This is a genomic window from Ruegeria sp. TASC047, assembly GCF_059612445.1.
The window spans coordinates 48,090-62,951 of the sequence record NZ_JBXWQP010000038.1; the positions used below are offsets into that span (position 1 = coordinate 48,090).

The window sequence follows — 14,862 nt, forward strand, 5'->3', positions numbered from 1 at the left end:
TCTTTTGTTTTGCCTTCAACAGTGATTGCATAAGGCTGCCTAGCCTCCGCAAGAAAGACCACGGCCATGACCGAGACGACCGCACAGCCCCGCCGAAGCCTGTTTTTCACCCAGCCCGATGCGTTTGATCTGGACAACAAATATACCGAGGCCGCGTTGGAACGGCACAAGCGCGAGGGTCTGGAATTGGCTGTGCGTGCGCGATGGGTGGCGATGGCGCTGACTGCGGTGCTGCTGGTTTTTCTGAACCCGCAATGGGAGGTGCTTTGGTATCACTTCATTCTGCTGCTGATCTGCGGCAACGGGTGGTTGATCCGCCGTGCAGGTCGTGTCGGGCAATCGCGGGGCGAGTTGTTTTTGATTTTCGTCGACCTGCTGATCATGACACTTGGGATGATCGTACCCAATCCCTTCAGCGATGATGTCAGGCCATTGGCCATGCAATACCGGTTCGACAACTTTCAGTACTTCTTCATCATTCTGGCGGCAGGCACATTGGCCTATTCCTGGCGGACCGTGATCGCCATAGGGACCTGGACGGCGATGATGTGGACGATCGGGTGGATCGTTGCCTGGTGGGTCGCAACGCCCATTCCCGGGATCAGCGAAAAAGTTGCGACCGCTCTGCAAGGCTACCCGGATGTTGCCGAGCTTCTGGATCCGAACAGTTTCATGGCGCCTCAGCGCATCCAGCAGGCAATCGTTTTCATGATGGTGGCCGTGACTTTGGGCCTTTCGATGCAGCGGCTGAACCGGCTATTGATGAGCAATGCAGGGCTGGAACGGGAACGGGCCAACCTGTCACGCTATTTCTCGCCCAACGTGGTAGAGGAGCTGAGCCAGAATGACGAGCCGCTGAAACAGGTCCGAAAAGAGAATGTGGCCGTTCTGTTCATCGACATCGTCGGATTCACGAAATACGCCGCCGGTCGTGACCCCTATGATGTGATCGAAGTGCTGCGGGGCTTTCACGCCCGCATGGAAACCGAGGTTTTTCGTCACCACGGGACCCTGGACAAGTATCTGGGGGATGGGCTGATGGCGACCTTTGGCACCCCGGTGCCCACGCCGTTGGACGCAAGCAACGCGCTGGGATGTGCGCGCGCGATGGTCAGCGTGATCGACCGATGGAATCTGGACCGCCGCCGGGCGGGAGAGCCTGAAATCCGCGTCGGGATCGGGGTGCACTATGGCTCGGTCGTGCTGGGCGACATTGGTGCGAACCGGCTTGAATTCGCGGTCATCGGGAATGCCGTCAACGTCGCGGCCAAGCTCGAGGCGCTGACGCGTGATTTGCAGGCGCGTATCGTGGTCAGTGACGCTGTGCGCGCGCGGATTGCAGAGGAAAACCAGTCTGCGTCTGTCGCCATGACTGGTTTTGCAGAGCTTACCGATCAATCCGTGCGCGGCGTGGAAACACCGATGGATATCTGGGTTATGAAAGGCTGAAGACCTTACACCTCGCCAGAACAGTACCCAAAGCGCCGAGCCTGATGGGCCGGGCGGTGCATCGGTTACGCATCAGGTGCGGGGTTCAGGGCCTTGTTATAGGCGTGCCAATCGGTGATCTCGGGGTAGTACTGGCGCCGCCATTCCCGGACCCGTGGGTTCATGACCTGCCGCCACAGCGGTGGGATCATCGCAGCCACAGTCATGACGGGATAGCCATAGGGCAGTTGCGGTGCCGTTTCGGGTGTGTGGTGTTGAAGCAGCGGGAACCGGCGGTTTGGTTTGTAATGGTGATCCGAATGGCGTTGCAGATTGATCAGCAACCAGTTTGAAGCTTTCTGCGAGGCATTCCAGGAATGTCTGGGCAGGACGTGCTCATACCGCCCGTCGCCCAGATATTTCCGGGTCAACCCGTAATGTTCAACGTAGTTGACCAGTTCCAGCTGCCAGATCGCGACACCGGCTTGCAAAAGAAAAAGGGCCAGACCGGACCATCCTCCGATCAGCGCCGCCAGTGCCAGCATCCCCCCTTGCAACGCCCAGTACCGCCAGAACGGGTTGGAGCGGTCGGTCCAGGGGCGGTCCTTGCGGGCCAGTTTTCCGCGTTCGGCGTTGAAGGCCGAGACCAGGCTTTGCCGCAACACCCTAGGGTAAAAGCGGTGAAACCCTTCGTTGTATCGCGCCGTCACCGGATCGCGTGGCGTTCCCACATGACGGTGATGGACCAGCAGATGCTCGGACCGGAAATGAGAATACAGCACCATGGCAAGAAGGATATCGCCCAGCCAGCGTTCCCAACGGCTTTTCTGATGCATCAGCTCGTGGCTGTAATTGATACCGACCGTACCCGAGATAACACCCATGCCAAAGAACAGGCCGATTTTCTCAGGCGCCGAAAGCTGACTGCCGTGGCTCGCGTACCAGATCAGGCCAAACAGGGTAAGGAACTGAAGGGGTGCCCAAAGCTTGGTCAGCAGGATATACCGTTGCAGAGCATCGTCTGGCGTCTCAGGGTTCGCATTTTCCACGTTGAGCCCGGTGATCCGGTCCAGCACGGCAAAGACCCACCAGGTCGAGATCGGGATCAGCAGGACCCACCATCCGCCCGCGAAAGCAGTGAACCAGATCAGTGGGATCAACAGCAGGGACACCCAGAAGGGTGATGCTGATTGCCAGCGTGCCAACGAGACTGTTGCGCTCATCTCTGGTGCTCCTACTAGATGGGGACAGCCTAGCCGCGAGGCCAGGGAATGCACAGCGGTCTTATTGTCCTTTCCACAGATCATAGGCTTTGCGCATCACCGTGGGCAGGTCGCTGGGTTTGAAGCTGTGCTTTCCCACTGCGATCAGATGATCGGGAACATACTGACCGGTGGTTTCTGCGGTCCAGATTCTTAAAATCAGATGAAAATGCGTAAAAGTGTGGCGCACCTCGCCCGGCACCATCTTCCAATCTGCCGCAAGCGGGGGGTGCTCGACCGGATCGTCAGCCCACTCTGATCCAGGCCAGCCCAGCATTCCGCCCAGCAAACCTTTGTCCGGTCGACGCTCCAGCAGCATGGCCCCATCTGGCATGCGCGCGATGTAAACGTGACCGTGACGGGTGGGTTTGGGCTTTTTCGGTGTTTTTCGGGGAAGATCGGCCTGTGTTCCCGCAAACCGCGCTTGGCATGGATCGCGCAGCGGGCAGATGCCACATGCCGGGGATTTCGGTGTGCAGATCGTGGCCCCAAGATCCATGACTGCCTGTGCGTAGTCACCGGGCCGAGAAGAAGGTGTCAGCGCTGAAGCTTTTTCCTTCAGCAGGGGTTTCGAGCCGGGTAGCGGCGCATTAATGTCGTAAAATCGGGCCATGACGCGTTCGACATTGCCATCCAGAACCGTTTCAGGCTGATCAAAGGCAATGGCGGAGATTGCCGCAGCTGTATAAGGGCCGATTCCGGGTAATTTCAGCAGCGCATCATAAGTTTCGGGGAACTGACCATTGTGATCCCGCGTCACAACGCGGGCGCACTTCAAGAGGTTGCGCGCACGTGCGTAATACCCAAGGCCGGCCCATTCCCCCATGACCTGCTCATCCGGTGCGGCGGCCAGCGCCTGAACCGTAGGCCAACGTGTCACGAAGCGCAGAAAGTAATCCCGCACCGCTGCTACAGTCGTCTGTTGCAACATCACTTCGGATAACCAGACCCTATAAGGGTCAGGGCGCACCCCGGCGGCGCGCTCTGCCGGTCCTGTGCGCCATGGCATGGCGCGAGCGTTGTGGTCATACCACTCCAGAAGCGCAGCGCTGACGGTGAATTCAAAGGAATCACGCAAGTTTTATTCGTCTCCCTGTCAGGTTTCGCTGGCACCCGGTGTTCTGCCTATTACAATAGCGGCGCAGGAGTTGGAAACCAGATGCAACGCAGACGTTCGTCAACCCGCGGGTTCAAGCGCACCGCGTCTTTGCTGAATGACCAGATCAGGCGCGCCGGGGAAAGCCGGGGCTTTGCTGTGTCACGTCTGTTGACCCATTGGGCCGAGATCGTGGGTCAGGATACCGCCGCTATCGCGCGCCCAGTCAGTGTCGGCTATGGCAATGGCGGTTTTGGCGCGACCCTGACCGTTCTGACCACAGGCCCGCAGGCCCCGATGCTGGAAATGCAGAAGGAACAGCTGCGTGGTAAAGTGAACGCGGTTTACGGTTACAATGCCATTAGCCGTGTCCGGATCACCCAGACCGCTCCGACCGGATTTGCCGAGGGGCAGGCCAGTTTCGACCATAGACCGAAGCAAGCAAAACCTGAGATTGCACCTGAAATTGCTGCCGAGGCAGACAAAGTGTCACGCAGTGTAAATGATGAAGATTTGCGCGCGGCCCTTGAACGTCTTGGGCGCAACGTTTTATCCAAACAGAAACGCTGAGAAAGGGCTGAGAATGAGCCGTGTTGCAACCGTAATCTGTGCGGCCGTCGCCGTGGCCGCAGGCGGCTATTGGGTGTCGCTGTCAAATTCCAATACAAGTTTTCCGCTGGTCAGTGCCGCCGAGGCGCAAGAGGCGGACCTGGATACATCCACCATCATTGACATGGTTCAGGGCGCCGAGGGCGCGCCTGTCGAAATCATCGAATACGCATCCTACACCTGCCCGCATTGCGCGAATTTCCACAAGAGCGCGTATAAACAGCTCAAGAAGGACTTCATTGATACCGGTAAGGTCAAGTTCACCTATCGTGAAGTCTATTTTGATCGCTATGGTCTGTGGGCGTCAATGGTGGCCCGCTGCGCCGGTCCAGAGAAATTCTTTGGCATCACCGATCTGATCTATGAAGGTCAGGCAGAATGGACGCGCGCAGGTGGCCCTGCCGAGATCGTCGATGAACTGCGCAAGATCGGTCGTCTGGCAGGTATCGATGGCGACCAGCTTGAGGCCTGTTTGCAGGATGGCACCAAAGCGCGGACATTGGCCGCATGGTATCAGGAAAACGCTGAACGCGATGGAATTCAGGCAACCCCGTCCTTCATCGTGAACGGCAAGAAAGTCGACAATCAGTCCTACGCGGACTTCAAAAAGCTGATTGAAGCTGAGCTCGGCAGCTGACCCGCCCCCGGCTGACCCCGCCGGAGGCCAGCCTGAGTTACATTGGTGAAGGGACGGCTTTCAAAAGCATGTCCCTGACCCTGTCGGCATCTGAAATCTGAAGCCGAACCGGCAAAGTGATCACCTTGCTTCGGAAAGCGGGCGGCAGGCGAACGGCGTCTTTTTCGGTGGTGACCATCTGAGCGCCCAGCAAACGCGCCTCGTTTTCCAGTCGGGTCATCAGGGCCTGTGTCAACGGTTGGTGATCGTCCAACGCCTCGGCCCGTACCAGATCAACACCCAGCCGCCGCAGGGTTTGGAAGAACTTTTCGGGATAGCCGATGCCTGCGAACGCCAACGCACGTGTTCCTGACCAATCCATACCGGTTTGCAGGGGTTCGACTGCCCCGATGACATGAGGAACGGTCAACCGGCGTTTCCAGTTGTCGGCAAATACCTTTTGCGCCGCCTCTTCCCCCAAGGACAGTACAAGATCGGCCCGTTGCAGGCCGGTATCGACGGGCTCTCGCAATGGACCGGCTGGCAGGCATAAGCCGTTTCCAAATCCGCGCTGGGCGTCCACAACGATAATCGAGAAATCCTTGGCGACCGAAGGGTTCTGAAAGCCATCATCCAGAACGATCACCGTTGCCCCCGCTGCGGCCGCTGCACGCGCGCCTGCCGCCCGATCCTTGGCAACCCAGACCTCGGCAAACATCGCCAGCAACAGCGGCTCGTCCCCCACCTCGGCGGCGGAGTGCCTGCCCGGATCGACCTGCACCGGGCCTTCCAGTGACCCGCCATGTCCTCGTGTCACGACATGGGGCTTGTGCCAGGCATTACCCAGTTGTTCGAGGGTCCAGATGACGGTGGGCGTTTTCCCGGTTCCACCTGCATTCAGATTGCCGATGCAGATCACGGGAACACCGGGATTTTCCCCTGATTTCGAGGCAATCCTGCGGGCTGTCGCTACGGCATATAAGCGGCCCAGCGGGGCCAGCAGCCGTGCCCTCAGATCCGGCTGGTCCGGAGGAGTGTTCCAGAAATCAGGTGCCCGCATGATCTGCGCTCCGCTGGTCCAGAATATCCTGCACCATTTCGATGAGGGTGTCTGCCTGCGGCGCACCTTCGGTGATTATCTGCCATCCTGCCAGGGCCATGTCAGCGGCGCGGTCTGGTGCCAGAAGCTGTACGACGGCATCGCCCAACTCGGTTGCTGACTTGACCTCATTGGCTGCCCCTGCCTGTTGAAGGTGGGCGTAAAGCTCGTGATGGCGATGCACGAATGGTCCAGAAATTATGGCCGACCCCAGCGCGATTGCGTCGGACGGGTCCTGACCACCAGCGCCGCGTTCCAGTGAACTGGCCATGAACGTCACTGCCGACACCCGGTGCCACAACCCCAGATTTTCGGGGTCGGCAGTCAGAACGACCTGCGTGCTGTCTTCGATCAAGCCACCATCGTCCCAGTTGACACAGCGTAAATCCATCGTCTCCAGCCGCCGTTTTAGGGGGGCAGCCTCGTGAACGTCGGCGACGTGAAGTACCAGAACCAGCCGGTGCAACAGGCGCAATGCCTGACGATGTGCTGTCAGAACCGAAATGAACTCTTTGTCCTGCACCCAGGCAGCCAGCCAAACAGGCCGCCCTGCCAGCGTGTGGTTGGTTTCGATCAGCTCGTCTTCTGGCCAAGGTCTTGGATTTGGGCTGATGCGCAAAGGTGGCGATTCTTCGACTGTTGAAAACGGGATGCCAAGTCTCCGGATGTGCCGGGCGGTTTCAGAATTTGCAGTCAGTATCTTGCGAAAGCAGCTAAAGGTCACTCTGGTTATGTCTGGCAGCCAGCGCACGTTCCTGGACAGTGCAACGGTAAATTGGGCGTCGAACAACACCAAGGGTACGGCCTGTTCATCGGCTCGGGTTATGATGTTGGGCATCAGATCACCACCGACCCAAATCCCGATACCTGGGCGCCAGTATTCGATAAAGTCACGCGCGGCCCCGCTCTGTTCCTGAGGCAGGTTGATCAGGGGAAAACTGCATTCTGGCCAGGCAGACAGATCCGCGTCCGGCGGGGCGGTCAGTAGAAAGTGCAGCTCGGATCGGGACTGAAGCAACCGGCGGCAAAAATCACTCACCGCCCGCAGGCGGTCTGGCGTGGCGAGGTGCATCCACACGACCTCGCCTTCGGGGCGTGGCAGGTCGGTTTTTACACCAACGCCGTTCCGCATTCTCCAGGACAGCACCCGATAAGCGGCAAGGCTAAATGAGCGCGGTTTGCTCATGCGCCGATTCCGGGCCCAATCGGGTCCAGCTGAGCCCACAGTTGCGCGTGGATCGCGGTGCTGGCGGCGATTACGCCATTCAGCCTGGGGTGGGCATTGTTGAAGATCAGCGGTTGACCCAAACGGTCTGAACAGACGCCGCCTGCCTCTCGGATGATCAGATCGCCAGCGGCAATATCCCATTCCCAGCTGGGGCGAAGGGTCAGCATGGCATCGAACCGCCCCTGTGCGACCAGCGCCATGCGATAGGCAAGCGAGGGACGGTATGCGCGGTGGAAGGCTGGAACATTCTGATTGCGCCAGTGCTGTGTGTGCAGATTTGGTTTGGCGGCCAGAACCTGAGATTGCAATAGCTCAGGCGTTTTTGATGTCGTGATCTTTTGCCCGTTGAGAGTGGCGCCCTGACCCTGCGCCGCAGCATAAAGCAAGTCGCGCATCGGCAGGTAGATTACAGCGGCAGTCACAATGCCATCCACGGCAACAGCCAGCGAATGCGCCCAGGTGCGCGCGCCTTCGGTAAAGCTGCGGGTGCCGTCAATCGGATCGACGATAAAGGTGTTGCTGCGGTCCAAGCGCTCGGGCGAATCCTCGGATTCCTCGCTGAGCCAGCCATAGCCTGGCCGCGCAGCGCACAGCTTTTCTTCCAGCATCGCGTTGACGGCCAGATCGGCCTCGGTCACCGGACCGGCACCACCGGGTTTGTCCCAACGCAGTGCTTGCGTTCCGGAGTAGTGTGTAGCGATCTTGCCGGCCTCAATCGCGGCCTCAATCAGAAGGGGCAGATCAGTTGCCGGCAAGTGTCATTCCTTCGATCAACAGCGACGGGACCACGCGCGACAAATATGTGCGCGCGTCATTGGCGGGAATGATCCGCCGCAACATATCACGCAGATTACCTGCGATGGTGCATTCGTTGACAGGATGCGTGATCACACCGTTTTCGACCCAAAACCCTGATGCACCACGGGAATAGTCGCCTGTATTGGGGTTGATCGTCGATCCGATCATGGAAGTGACCAGCAAACCGGTGTCCATATCGCGCAGCAGATCTTCGCGACTGCGGGCCCCTTGCGTCAGGCTCAGGTTCCAGTTGCTGGGCGAGGGTGGGCCGGACACACCGCGCGCAGCGTTGCCCGTGGAGCCCATGCCCAGCTTGCGGGCACTCGACAGATCCAGCGTCCATCCCGTCAGGACACCGTTTTCCACAATCACCCGGCGCTGCGTCGGCAAGCCTTCAGCATCAAATGGGCGCGAGCCTGAGATACGCGGGCGGTGCGGATCTTCGATCAGCGACAGATGCGCGGGCAGAACATCCTGCCCAAGACAATCCTTGAGCCAAGACGCGCCCCGCGCAATAGCGGCCCCATTGCTGGCGGCCAGCAGATGCCCGATCAGCGAAGACGAGATACGTTCATCAAACAACACCGGGAAACTGCCGGTCGCCGGTTTGCGCGCTCCAACCTGTTGCACAGCGCGTTCCCCAGCGGTGCGCCCAATCTCAGCCGCGTCGCGCAGGTCGGATTGAAACGTCCGGCTGTCACCGTCATAGTCGCGCTCCATCCCGGTGCCTTCACCCGAGATCGCAACGCATGAGATGGATCGGCTGCTGCGCTCATACCCACCGGAAAACCCGTTTGTAGCCGCCAGATGCACCCGGTGCGTTCCGTAGCTTGCAGCAGCATCCGACACCTGCGTGACGCCTTTTACCGCCAGTGCTGCGGCCTCGGCGGCCAGCGCATCCTGCATCAGGCTTTCCGCGGACGGGGCCGGGTCAGAGTCCAGCAATTCCAGTGACTTAATATCCCATTCACTGGCCAGTTGGCTTTTGTCCGCCAGCCCGGAATAGGGGTCCTCGGGCGCCTCTTTTGCCATGGCCACGGCGCGTTCGGCCATCGCCGCAAGGGTTTCCGGGCGGCTGTCAGAGCTGGACACAATGGCTGAGCGTTTACCCAGAAACACGCGCAAACCCAGATCAGCGCCTTCCGAGCGTTCCGCATGTTCCAGTGCGCCGCCCCGCACATCGACCGAGACCGAGGACCCTTCGAGAACGATGGCATCTGCTGCCTCTGCGCCTGCCCGGCGAGCAACATCGAGCAATTGTTGGCTGATTTCTTCTGGTGTGCGGGTCATGAGGTCTCCGGGTTGATTGCCAAGGACCTAGCCTCGCACTGCCCGCCCCGCAAGACCTGTGACCGGATTGTGCTGTGTGGATCGTGATTAATCCATGCCGCTACCAAGTTTTGCACAAGGTTCCCAGGAATGGAAAGGGCCGCACTGCGCGGCCCTTTCAGATAAGTATCACTTGATACGCTGGCCATTCGCCAAAATCTGGCCGTCTTCGGTGAATTCGATGGTCGAGTTCAGGGTGTCAGGCTCATCGCCGGGGACCGCCATCAGACCCATCATCATCCGCGCGCCCAGTGCATCGTCGTCCGAAATGAGGCCCATGCCGATCAGCGTATCGATCAGCTGATTGGCGCCAACAAGTTGCAGGTTTGCCACGCCGCTTGGGCTGGGCATTCCCCCAAACTCTTCTGTGTTCGAATTGTCGAAGGCAAAATCGCCATCGCCGGTCAGTTTGGCGCCAACCAACGAAACCAGAAGCTGGCTGATTTTCAGCGAATGCAGCTCACCCGGAGCTTCGTCCGACTCGACGTCGATTTCTGGATCGAAGATGTTCATCAGAACTTTTGCCGTGCCGGTCGTGTCCAGCGCAATTGTCGCCGGATCGCGGGGCAGCGCGCCTGCCGGGTCAAAAATGCCCCACAGGACATCAGACATGGTGAAATCGGTCATGTTGAAGCCAAAGGCGAAGGGCTGTATTTCGTCCGATTGCTGGATCGGGAATTCGAAATTCAACCCTGCACTGGCCATGGAAAGCTCGATCGGGAATGGCAGGTCTGCCGTTGTAACCGCCAGTTTGGTGCTGTTCTGCGCGATGTCATAGGCGATACGCTCGGCGTCGATGCTGGCGGCAAAGCGCCCACCTTCCGAGGTGCTGTTCATCGAGAACGCCTGGCCTTCGCTGGTCCCGCTCAGATCGGTGCTGCCGGATGCATAGGTAAACGTGCCATCAAAGGCGAAACCCGCTTGGTAAAACGCCTGCGGATCAGACATGTCAAAATCCAGCGGGATCACGTTTTCGCCTTCAAAGGCCAGTTGGCCCAGTTGGCCATTGATCAGCCCGCTTTCACCGTTTTCCGGATCCTGAAAGTTCAGGTCATAGGTCAGTGTATCGCTGTTGAATGTCTGGGTGATGTTTCGGTGTTCGCCGATTTGCATCCGCGAACGACCGGCCAGATCACCTGCCTCGACCGCGATGCTGAAAACCTCGTTCGGCAGCGGTTCGCCATCGACTTCAATCGAATCCAGTGAAATGCCCAGTTTGTCAGCAGAGTAGTCATAGGTCATGTCTTCGGGTGTACCCGAAACAACCATGTTCAGTTGGCTGTGCGAATAAATCACTTTGGCTGCAAACTCTTCATCATCGGCTTTTCCCGTGACATCCATGGGAAAGCTTTCGGGCAGTCCGATGGAAACCGTTCCGTCACCATTTTCGGTCAGCGTCATTTCAGGCATGACCATCTGGAACTGCCCGTCTTCTTCCGGAAAGGTCAAAGAAAGTGTCATGTTCGAAATAGTGGTGACGTCACCGGCGATGTTTTCGTCACCTGTAACGGTGTAGCCCATTGAAGTGAAATAGCTTTGCCAGTCGGACCAGACATCATTTGCAGTAAGGTCGGCGAACGCGCCCTGGGTCGCAACGGCGTAAGCCAGAACAGCACCGCAGCTGCGGTGGAAGAAAACGGACATAAGGTAACCCTTCTTGATCAATTTGCGGCGCATGGTCGGGGTTGCGGCACCTATCGTCAAGGGGGCAAGGGCTGGACCATTTCCCCGTTTCCGCGTTACGGCTGTTGCCGGGATCGATAACAATGCGTGAGGAGAGGCGAATGCAGGGGAAAACAGTTCTGATAACCGGGGCCAGCCGTGGCATAGGGGCCGAAGCGGGGCGCGTTTTTGCCGCAGCCGGGGCCAATGTCGCATTAGTGGCCCGCAGCCGAAATCAGATTGATGCCTTGGCCGCTGAACTGGGTGATCAGGCTATCGCGCTGGCCTGCGATGTCAGCGATTTCGCGCAGGTCGAGCAGGCTGTGGCCACATGTGTGGATCGGTTCGGTGGGCTGGATGTTCTGATTGGCAATGCCGGTGTGATTGATCCAATCTTTCATCTTTCCAACGCCGATCCTGAGGCCTGGAGCAAAGCCATCGACATCAACCTCAAAGGTGTTTTCTACGGGATGCGTGCGGCATTGCCGGTGATGCGGGCCGTTGGGGGCGGAAGCATTCTGACCGTCTCGTCCGGCGCGGCGTCCAACCCGGTTGAGGCGTGGAGCCATTATTGCGCGTCAAAGGCCGGGGCAAAAATGCTGACGGAATGCCTGCATCTGGAAGAAGCCCAACACGGTATTCGCGCCATGGGGCTGTCGCCGGGGACGGTTGCCACGGATATGCAGCGGTCCATCAAGGCAAGCGGTATCAATCCGGTCAGTCAACTGGACTGGGACGCGCATATTCCCGCAGACTGGCCAGCACGTGCCTTGTTGTGGATGTGTTCCAAGGACGCGGATGAGTATTTGGGAACGGAAATCTCGCTGCGTCTGGAAGACATCCGAAAAAGGGTCGGGTTGATATGATCGACCTGAGGAAAGAGGATGGCCTGTGGGTCGTTACGATCAACAATCCAGAAAAGGCAAACGCCCTGACCAGAGCGATGCTGAATGAACTGGTCGGGATTGCCGAGGCCGCAACCAGCGCGAGGGCGCTGATCCTGACGGGCGCGGGCAAAGTGTTCAGCGCGGGGGCCGATCTGGACGAGGCGCGCGCCGGTCTGGCCACCTCTGACGTCTGGGAAAGACTGTCCGGTGCCATCGCCGCATTGCCCTGTCTGACCATTGCCGCGTTGAACGGAACTTTGGCTGGCGGGGCCAATGGCATGGCTTTGGCCTGTGACCTTCGCATTGCGGTGCCAACAGCCAAGTTCTTCTATCCGGTGATGAAGCTGGGGTTCCTGCCGCAACCGTCCGATCCGAAACGGCTGGCGGCTTTGGTGGGCCCGGCCAGAACCAAATTGATCCTGATGGCAGGTCAGAAGATCACCGCGCAAGAGGCGTATGACTTTGGTCTGGTTGACCGGATCGTCGAGCCCGATCACCTGATGCAAACCGCGCGTGACTTTGTGACAGACAGCGTGAACGCTGACCCCGTTGTCGCCGCGGACATCGCAAGGATGTGTTCATGAGGATTTCGGCCGTTCGGTTGCGGGTCGCTGACCCGGAAAGACTGGCCGTTTTCTATCGCGACGTTCTGGGTATGCGGGTTGACCGGCAGGGATCAGGTTACCGCGTCGGCTACAATTCGGAAGATGCGGACCTTCTGCTGTTGCCGGGTGGTGGCGGATACACCCATGACCGGGGCCAAAGATATTGGAAGATCGGAATTACCGTTCCTGATGTCGATCTTGCGGCAGCGCATCTGCGCGCGCTGGGTACTGCGGTAAGCACGCCGAGCCAGTTTCTGGATATCGGGTATATGTGCCATCTGGCTGATCCCGAAGGGTTTGTCATCGAATTGCTGCAACATGATTTCGAAGGTAACAAACCGGTGCAGGCGGCGGACCGGGACGCTCCGTTTGCGCAGGCCCGGATCGGTCAGATAACCCTTCGGACCGGTGATATCGCAGGTGAAGACGCGTTTTGGCGCGCGCAAGGTATGTCCTTGCTGTCGATGCAGGAGGTGGCCCCCCATGGCTTTGATCTGCATTTCTACGCCTTTACCGACGAAACCCCTCCAAACCCCGATTTGTGGGCCGTCGAGAATCGCGAATGGTTGTGGAAGCGACCGTATACGACATTGGAGTTCCAGCATCTTGCGGGTGCGCAGTTTGCGCCCGTACCGGATTACCAGGGAATAGAAGTCGAGGGGTTGGCCGCACCTTTGAAAGACGCCTTTGGCGATCCGGTCCTGCCTGGCTGATCACCTGTTGCGTCGCTTGCCCGGAACTTTCGACCGAAATCCGGGTGGGCGTTTACGCACCCAGATCAGGAATTTCTCAAGCCTGGGATGCGCGCGCAAGGCTGCGACCGTGTTGTAACTGCGCGCCAGTTCGGCCTCGGTCAGGGTGGCATGGACCTCTTTGTGGCAAATCTGGTGCAGAAGAACGGTGGGTCCGCCCTTGCCTCCTTTGAGTTTTGGGATCAGATGATGCAGGCTGCCACCCCCGCTGGGGATTGAGCGGTCGCAGAGCGGGCAGATCGGATCGGTGTTCGTCATAATGGTTTGAAACTTGCGCCGATGGATGGTGAAGGCAAGAGGGTGCGAATGGTGCAGGCAGTGGTGATCGGAGCAGGCCCCGCAGGGTTGATGGCGGCCGAGCAACTGGCTGAGGCCGGGCATTCGGTACTGGTTGCCGAAGCCAAGCCTTCGGTTGCGCGCAAACTTCTGATGGCAGGTAAATCGGGGCTGAACCTGACAAAGGACGAACCGCCTGAGACACTGATGCGGTCTTATGCCGGTGCGGCGGACTGGTTGCGCCCGATGATCACCGCCTTTGATGCGCAAGCCGTGCAGCACTGGGCGCGTGGAATGGGCCAGAGATTGTTCACGGGCTCCACCGGGCGGGTTTTTCCCGAGACCATGAAGGCGTCGCCCTTGTTGCGCGCATGGCTTGCGCGACTGGACGCAGCCGGGGTTGAGATCAAAACCCGTTGGCGATGGAAAGGTTGGGAAGCTGATGCGCTGGTATTTGAGACCCCGGACGGGCCGCAAAACCTGATTGCTTCTGTAACCGTGCTGGCGCTGGGCGGGGCAAGCTGGGCCCGCCTTGGGTCGGATGGTCAGTGGGCGCAAATCTTGTCCGGCAGGGGCGTGGAACTGGCATGGTTCGAACCTGCGAATTCAGCCCTGTCTGTGGACTGGAGCCCTCATATGCAGCCACATTTCGGGGCGGCGCTGAAATCGGTTCGGTGGATGGCCGGTGACCTGGGTAGCCGCGGTGAGGCCGCAATCTCGGCAACCGGGCTGGAGGGAGGCGGGCTTTACACCCTCACCCCTGCTTTGCGCAAAGGGCAGCCACTTTATGTCGATCTGGCACCTGATCTGGACCTTCAATCCTTGCGGGCGAGATGGTCGTCCAGGAAGTCGAAAACCACGCTTTCGCAATGGATGAGAAAATCGTTGAACCTGTCACCGCAGAAGATTGCCGTGTTTCACGAGATGGCAAAACGCAGTCAGTTGCCGCTGCCCGGCGAAGTGGAGGTTCTCAAGAAACTGCCAATCCTGCACGCGGGGCTGCGACCGATGGATGAGGCCATTTCGACGGCAGGCGGCGTGAAACGATCCGCGTTGGATGACGGGTTGATGCTGAAAACCATTCCGGGTGTATTCTGCGCAGGTGAGATGCTGGATTGGGAAGCGCCAACCGGGGGCTATCTTTTGACGGCCTGTCTTGCCACGGGTCGCTGGGCCGGTCGGGCCGCTGCCGACAGGCTGGATCAGGTCAGATAA

15 protein-coding genes are annotated in these 14,862 nt (G+C 59.0%); 7 read left to right on the forward strand and 8 right to left on the reverse strand.

Translation table 11 applies throughout. The features are described from left to right. Nucleotides 1–66: 66 nt before the first annotated feature. Entirely contained in the window at nucleotides 67–1,449 is a 1,383-nt protein-coding gene (locus tag AC2FLO_RS14955; protein WP_496804317.1) for an adenylate/guanylate cyclase domain-containing protein, read from the forward strand. A 65-nt stretch (nucleotides 1,450–1,514) separates the two neighbouring features. Here the strand turns inward: AC2FLO_RS14955 and AC2FLO_RS14960 are convergent, their stop codons facing one another. Together AC2FLO_RS14960 and mutY are read right to left on the reverse strand one after the other, a co-directional pair. Continuing rightward, entirely contained in the window at nucleotides 1,515–2,651 is a 1,137-nt protein-coding gene (locus AC2FLO_RS14960; protein ID WP_496753965.1) for an alkane 1-monooxygenase, read from the reverse strand. 61 nt (nucleotides 2,652–2,712) lie between these two features. Next, complete coding sequence (gene mutY / locus AC2FLO_RS14965) at nucleotides 2,713–3,768, reverse strand: A/G-specific adenine glycosylase (protein ID WP_496753967.1); 1,056 nt, start codon at nucleotides 3,766–3,768, stop codon at nucleotides 2,713–2,715. Nucleotides 3,769–3,849: 81 nt separating this feature from the next. Here mutY and AC2FLO_RS14970 point away from each other — a divergent pair, with 81 nt between their 5' ends. Continuing rightward, complete coding sequence (locus tag AC2FLO_RS14970; RefSeq protein WP_496753969.1) at nucleotides 3,850–4,356, forward strand: DUF721 domain-containing protein; 507 nt, start codon at nucleotides 3,850–3,852, stop codon at nucleotides 4,354–4,356. 13 nt (nucleotides 4,357–4,369) lie between these two features. After that, nucleotides 4,370–5,032, forward strand: coding sequence for a DsbA family protein (locus tag AC2FLO_RS14975; protein WP_496753971.1), 663 nt, complete (start codon nucleotides 4,370–4,372; stop codon nucleotides 5,030–5,032). Nucleotides 5,033–5,069: 37 nt separating this feature from the next. Here AC2FLO_RS14975 and lpxK read toward each other — a convergent pair whose 3' ends face one another. From lpxK to AC2FLO_RS15000, 5 genes are all read right to left on the reverse strand, one after another. Beyond that, complete coding sequence (lpxK, locus tag AC2FLO_RS14980; protein WP_496753972.1) at nucleotides 5,070–6,071, reverse strand: tetraacyldisaccharide 4'-kinase; 1,002 nt, start codon at nucleotides 6,069–6,071, stop codon at nucleotides 5,070–5,072. Further along, nucleotides 6,058–7,296 carry a 3-deoxy-D-manno-octulosonic acid transferase gene (locus tag AC2FLO_RS14985; protein WP_496753973.1) on the reverse strand — a complete coding sequence of 413 codons (1,239 nt, stop codon included), beginning with the start codon at nucleotides 7,294–7,296 and terminating at the stop codon, nucleotides 6,058–6,060. The genes lpxK and AC2FLO_RS14985 overlap by 14 nt, the downstream gene beginning before the upstream one ends. Next, entirely contained in the window at nucleotides 7,293–8,093 is an 801-nt protein-coding gene (locus AC2FLO_RS14990; protein WP_496753975.1) for an inositol monophosphatase family protein, read from the reverse strand. The genes AC2FLO_RS14985 and AC2FLO_RS14990 overlap by 4 nt, the downstream gene beginning before the upstream one ends. After that, the gene (locus AC2FLO_RS14995; RefSeq protein WP_496811715.1) at nucleotides 8,080–9,426 is read right to left on the reverse strand and encodes a TldD/PmbA family protein; all 1,347 of its coding nucleotides are present in this window, start codon (nucleotides 9,424–9,426) and stop codon (nucleotides 8,080–8,082) included. Before AC2FLO_RS14995 ends, AC2FLO_RS14990 begins: the two co-directional genes overlap by 14 nt. 168 nt (nucleotides 9,427–9,594) lie before the next feature. Further along, nucleotides 9,595–11,109 (reverse strand): DUF2125 domain-containing protein, encoded by a 1,515-nt coding sequence (locus AC2FLO_RS15000; protein ID WP_496753979.1) that lies wholly within the window; start codon nucleotides 11,107–11,109, stop codon nucleotides 9,595–9,597. Nucleotides 11,110–11,249: 140 nt separating this feature from the next. Between AC2FLO_RS15000 and AC2FLO_RS15005 the strand changes: the two genes are divergently transcribed. From AC2FLO_RS15005 to AC2FLO_RS15015, 3 genes are read left to right on the forward strand one after another with little or no spacing between them, the layout of a single operon-like run. Continuing rightward, a complete protein-coding gene (locus tag AC2FLO_RS15005) occupies nucleotides 11,250–11,993 on the forward strand; it encodes an SDR family oxidoreductase (RefSeq protein ID WP_496753980.1) in 744 nt (247 codons plus the stop codon). After that, nucleotides 11,990–12,598 (forward strand): enoyl-CoA hydratase/isomerase family protein, encoded by a 609-nt coding sequence (locus tag AC2FLO_RS15010; protein WP_480588321.1) that lies wholly within the window; start codon nucleotides 11,990–11,992, stop codon nucleotides 12,596–12,598. Before AC2FLO_RS15005 ends, AC2FLO_RS15010 begins: the two co-directional genes overlap by 4 nt. After that, on the forward strand, nucleotides 12,595–13,332 hold the full coding sequence (locus tag AC2FLO_RS15015) for a VOC family protein (protein ID WP_496753981.1): 738 nt from the start codon (nucleotides 12,595–12,597) through the stop codon (nucleotides 13,330–13,332). The genes AC2FLO_RS15010 and AC2FLO_RS15015 overlap by 4 nt, the downstream gene beginning before the upstream one ends. Here AC2FLO_RS15015 and AC2FLO_RS15020 read toward each other — a convergent pair whose 3' ends face one another. Then, nucleotides 13,333–13,629 (reverse strand): HNH endonuclease, encoded by a 297-nt coding sequence (locus tag AC2FLO_RS15020; RefSeq protein ID WP_480588317.1) that lies wholly within the window; start codon nucleotides 13,627–13,629, stop codon nucleotides 13,333–13,335. A 48-nt stretch (nucleotides 13,630–13,677) separates the two neighbouring features. Here AC2FLO_RS15020 and AC2FLO_RS15025 point away from each other — a divergent pair, with 48 nt between their 5' ends. Continuing rightward, nucleotides 13,678–14,862, forward strand: coding sequence for a TIGR03862 family flavoprotein (locus AC2FLO_RS15025; RefSeq protein WP_496753982.1), 1,185 nt, complete (start codon nucleotides 13,678–13,680; stop codon nucleotides 14,860–14,862).

What these genes read in the sequence shown, in the direction of transcription:
- AC2FLO_RS14955 (WP_496804317.1), top strand. Translation starts at nt 67, where the DNA reads ATGACCGAGACGACCGCACAGCCCCGCCGAAGCCTGTTTTTCACCCAG.
- AC2FLO_RS14960 (WP_496753965.1), bottom strand. Translation starts at nt 2,651, where the DNA reads ATGAGCGCAACAGTCTCGTTGGCACGCTGGCAATCAGCATCACCCTTC.
- AC2FLO_RS14970 (WP_496753969.1), top strand. Translation starts at nt 3,850, where the DNA reads ATGCAACGCAGACGTTCGTCAACCCGCGGGTTCAAGCGCACCGCGTCT.
- AC2FLO_RS14975 (WP_496753971.1), top strand. Translation starts at nt 4,370, where the DNA reads ATGAGCCGTGTTGCAACCGTAATCTGTGCGGCCGTCGCCGTGGCCGCA.
- lpxK (WP_496753972.1), bottom strand. Translation starts at nt 6,071, where the DNA reads ATGCGGGCACCTGATTTCTGGAACACTCCTCCGGACCAGCCGGATCTG.
- AC2FLO_RS14985 (WP_496753973.1), bottom strand. Translation starts at nt 7,296, where the DNA reads ATGAGCAAACCGCGCTCATTTAGCCTTGCCGCTTATCGGGTGCTGTCC.
- AC2FLO_RS14995 (WP_496811715.1), bottom strand. Translation starts at nt 9,426, where the DNA reads ATGACCCGCACACCAGAAGAAATCAGCCAACAATTGCTCGATGTTGCT.
- AC2FLO_RS15000 (WP_496753979.1), bottom strand. Translation starts at nt 11,109, where the DNA reads ATGTCCGTTTTCTTCCACCGCAGCTGCGGTGCTGTTCTGGCTTACGCC.
- AC2FLO_RS15005 (WP_496753980.1), top strand. Translation starts at nt 11,250, where the DNA reads ATGCAGGGGAAAACAGTTCTGATAACCGGGGCCAGCCGTGGCATAGGG.
- AC2FLO_RS15010 (WP_480588321.1), top strand. Translation starts at nt 11,990, where the DNA reads ATGATCGACCTGAGGAAAGAGGATGGCCTGTGGGTCGTTACGATCAAC.
- AC2FLO_RS15015 (WP_496753981.1), top strand. Translation starts at nt 12,595, where the DNA reads ATGAGGATTTCGGCCGTTCGGTTGCGGGTCGCTGACCCGGAAAGACTG.
- AC2FLO_RS15020 (WP_480588317.1), bottom strand. Translation starts at nt 13,629, where the DNA reads ATGACGAACACCGATCCGATCTGCCCGCTCTGCGACCGCTCAATCCCC.
- AC2FLO_RS15025 (WP_496753982.1), top strand. Translation starts at nt 13,678, where the DNA reads ATGGTGCAGGCAGTGGTGATCGGAGCAGGCCCCGCAGGGTTGATGGCG.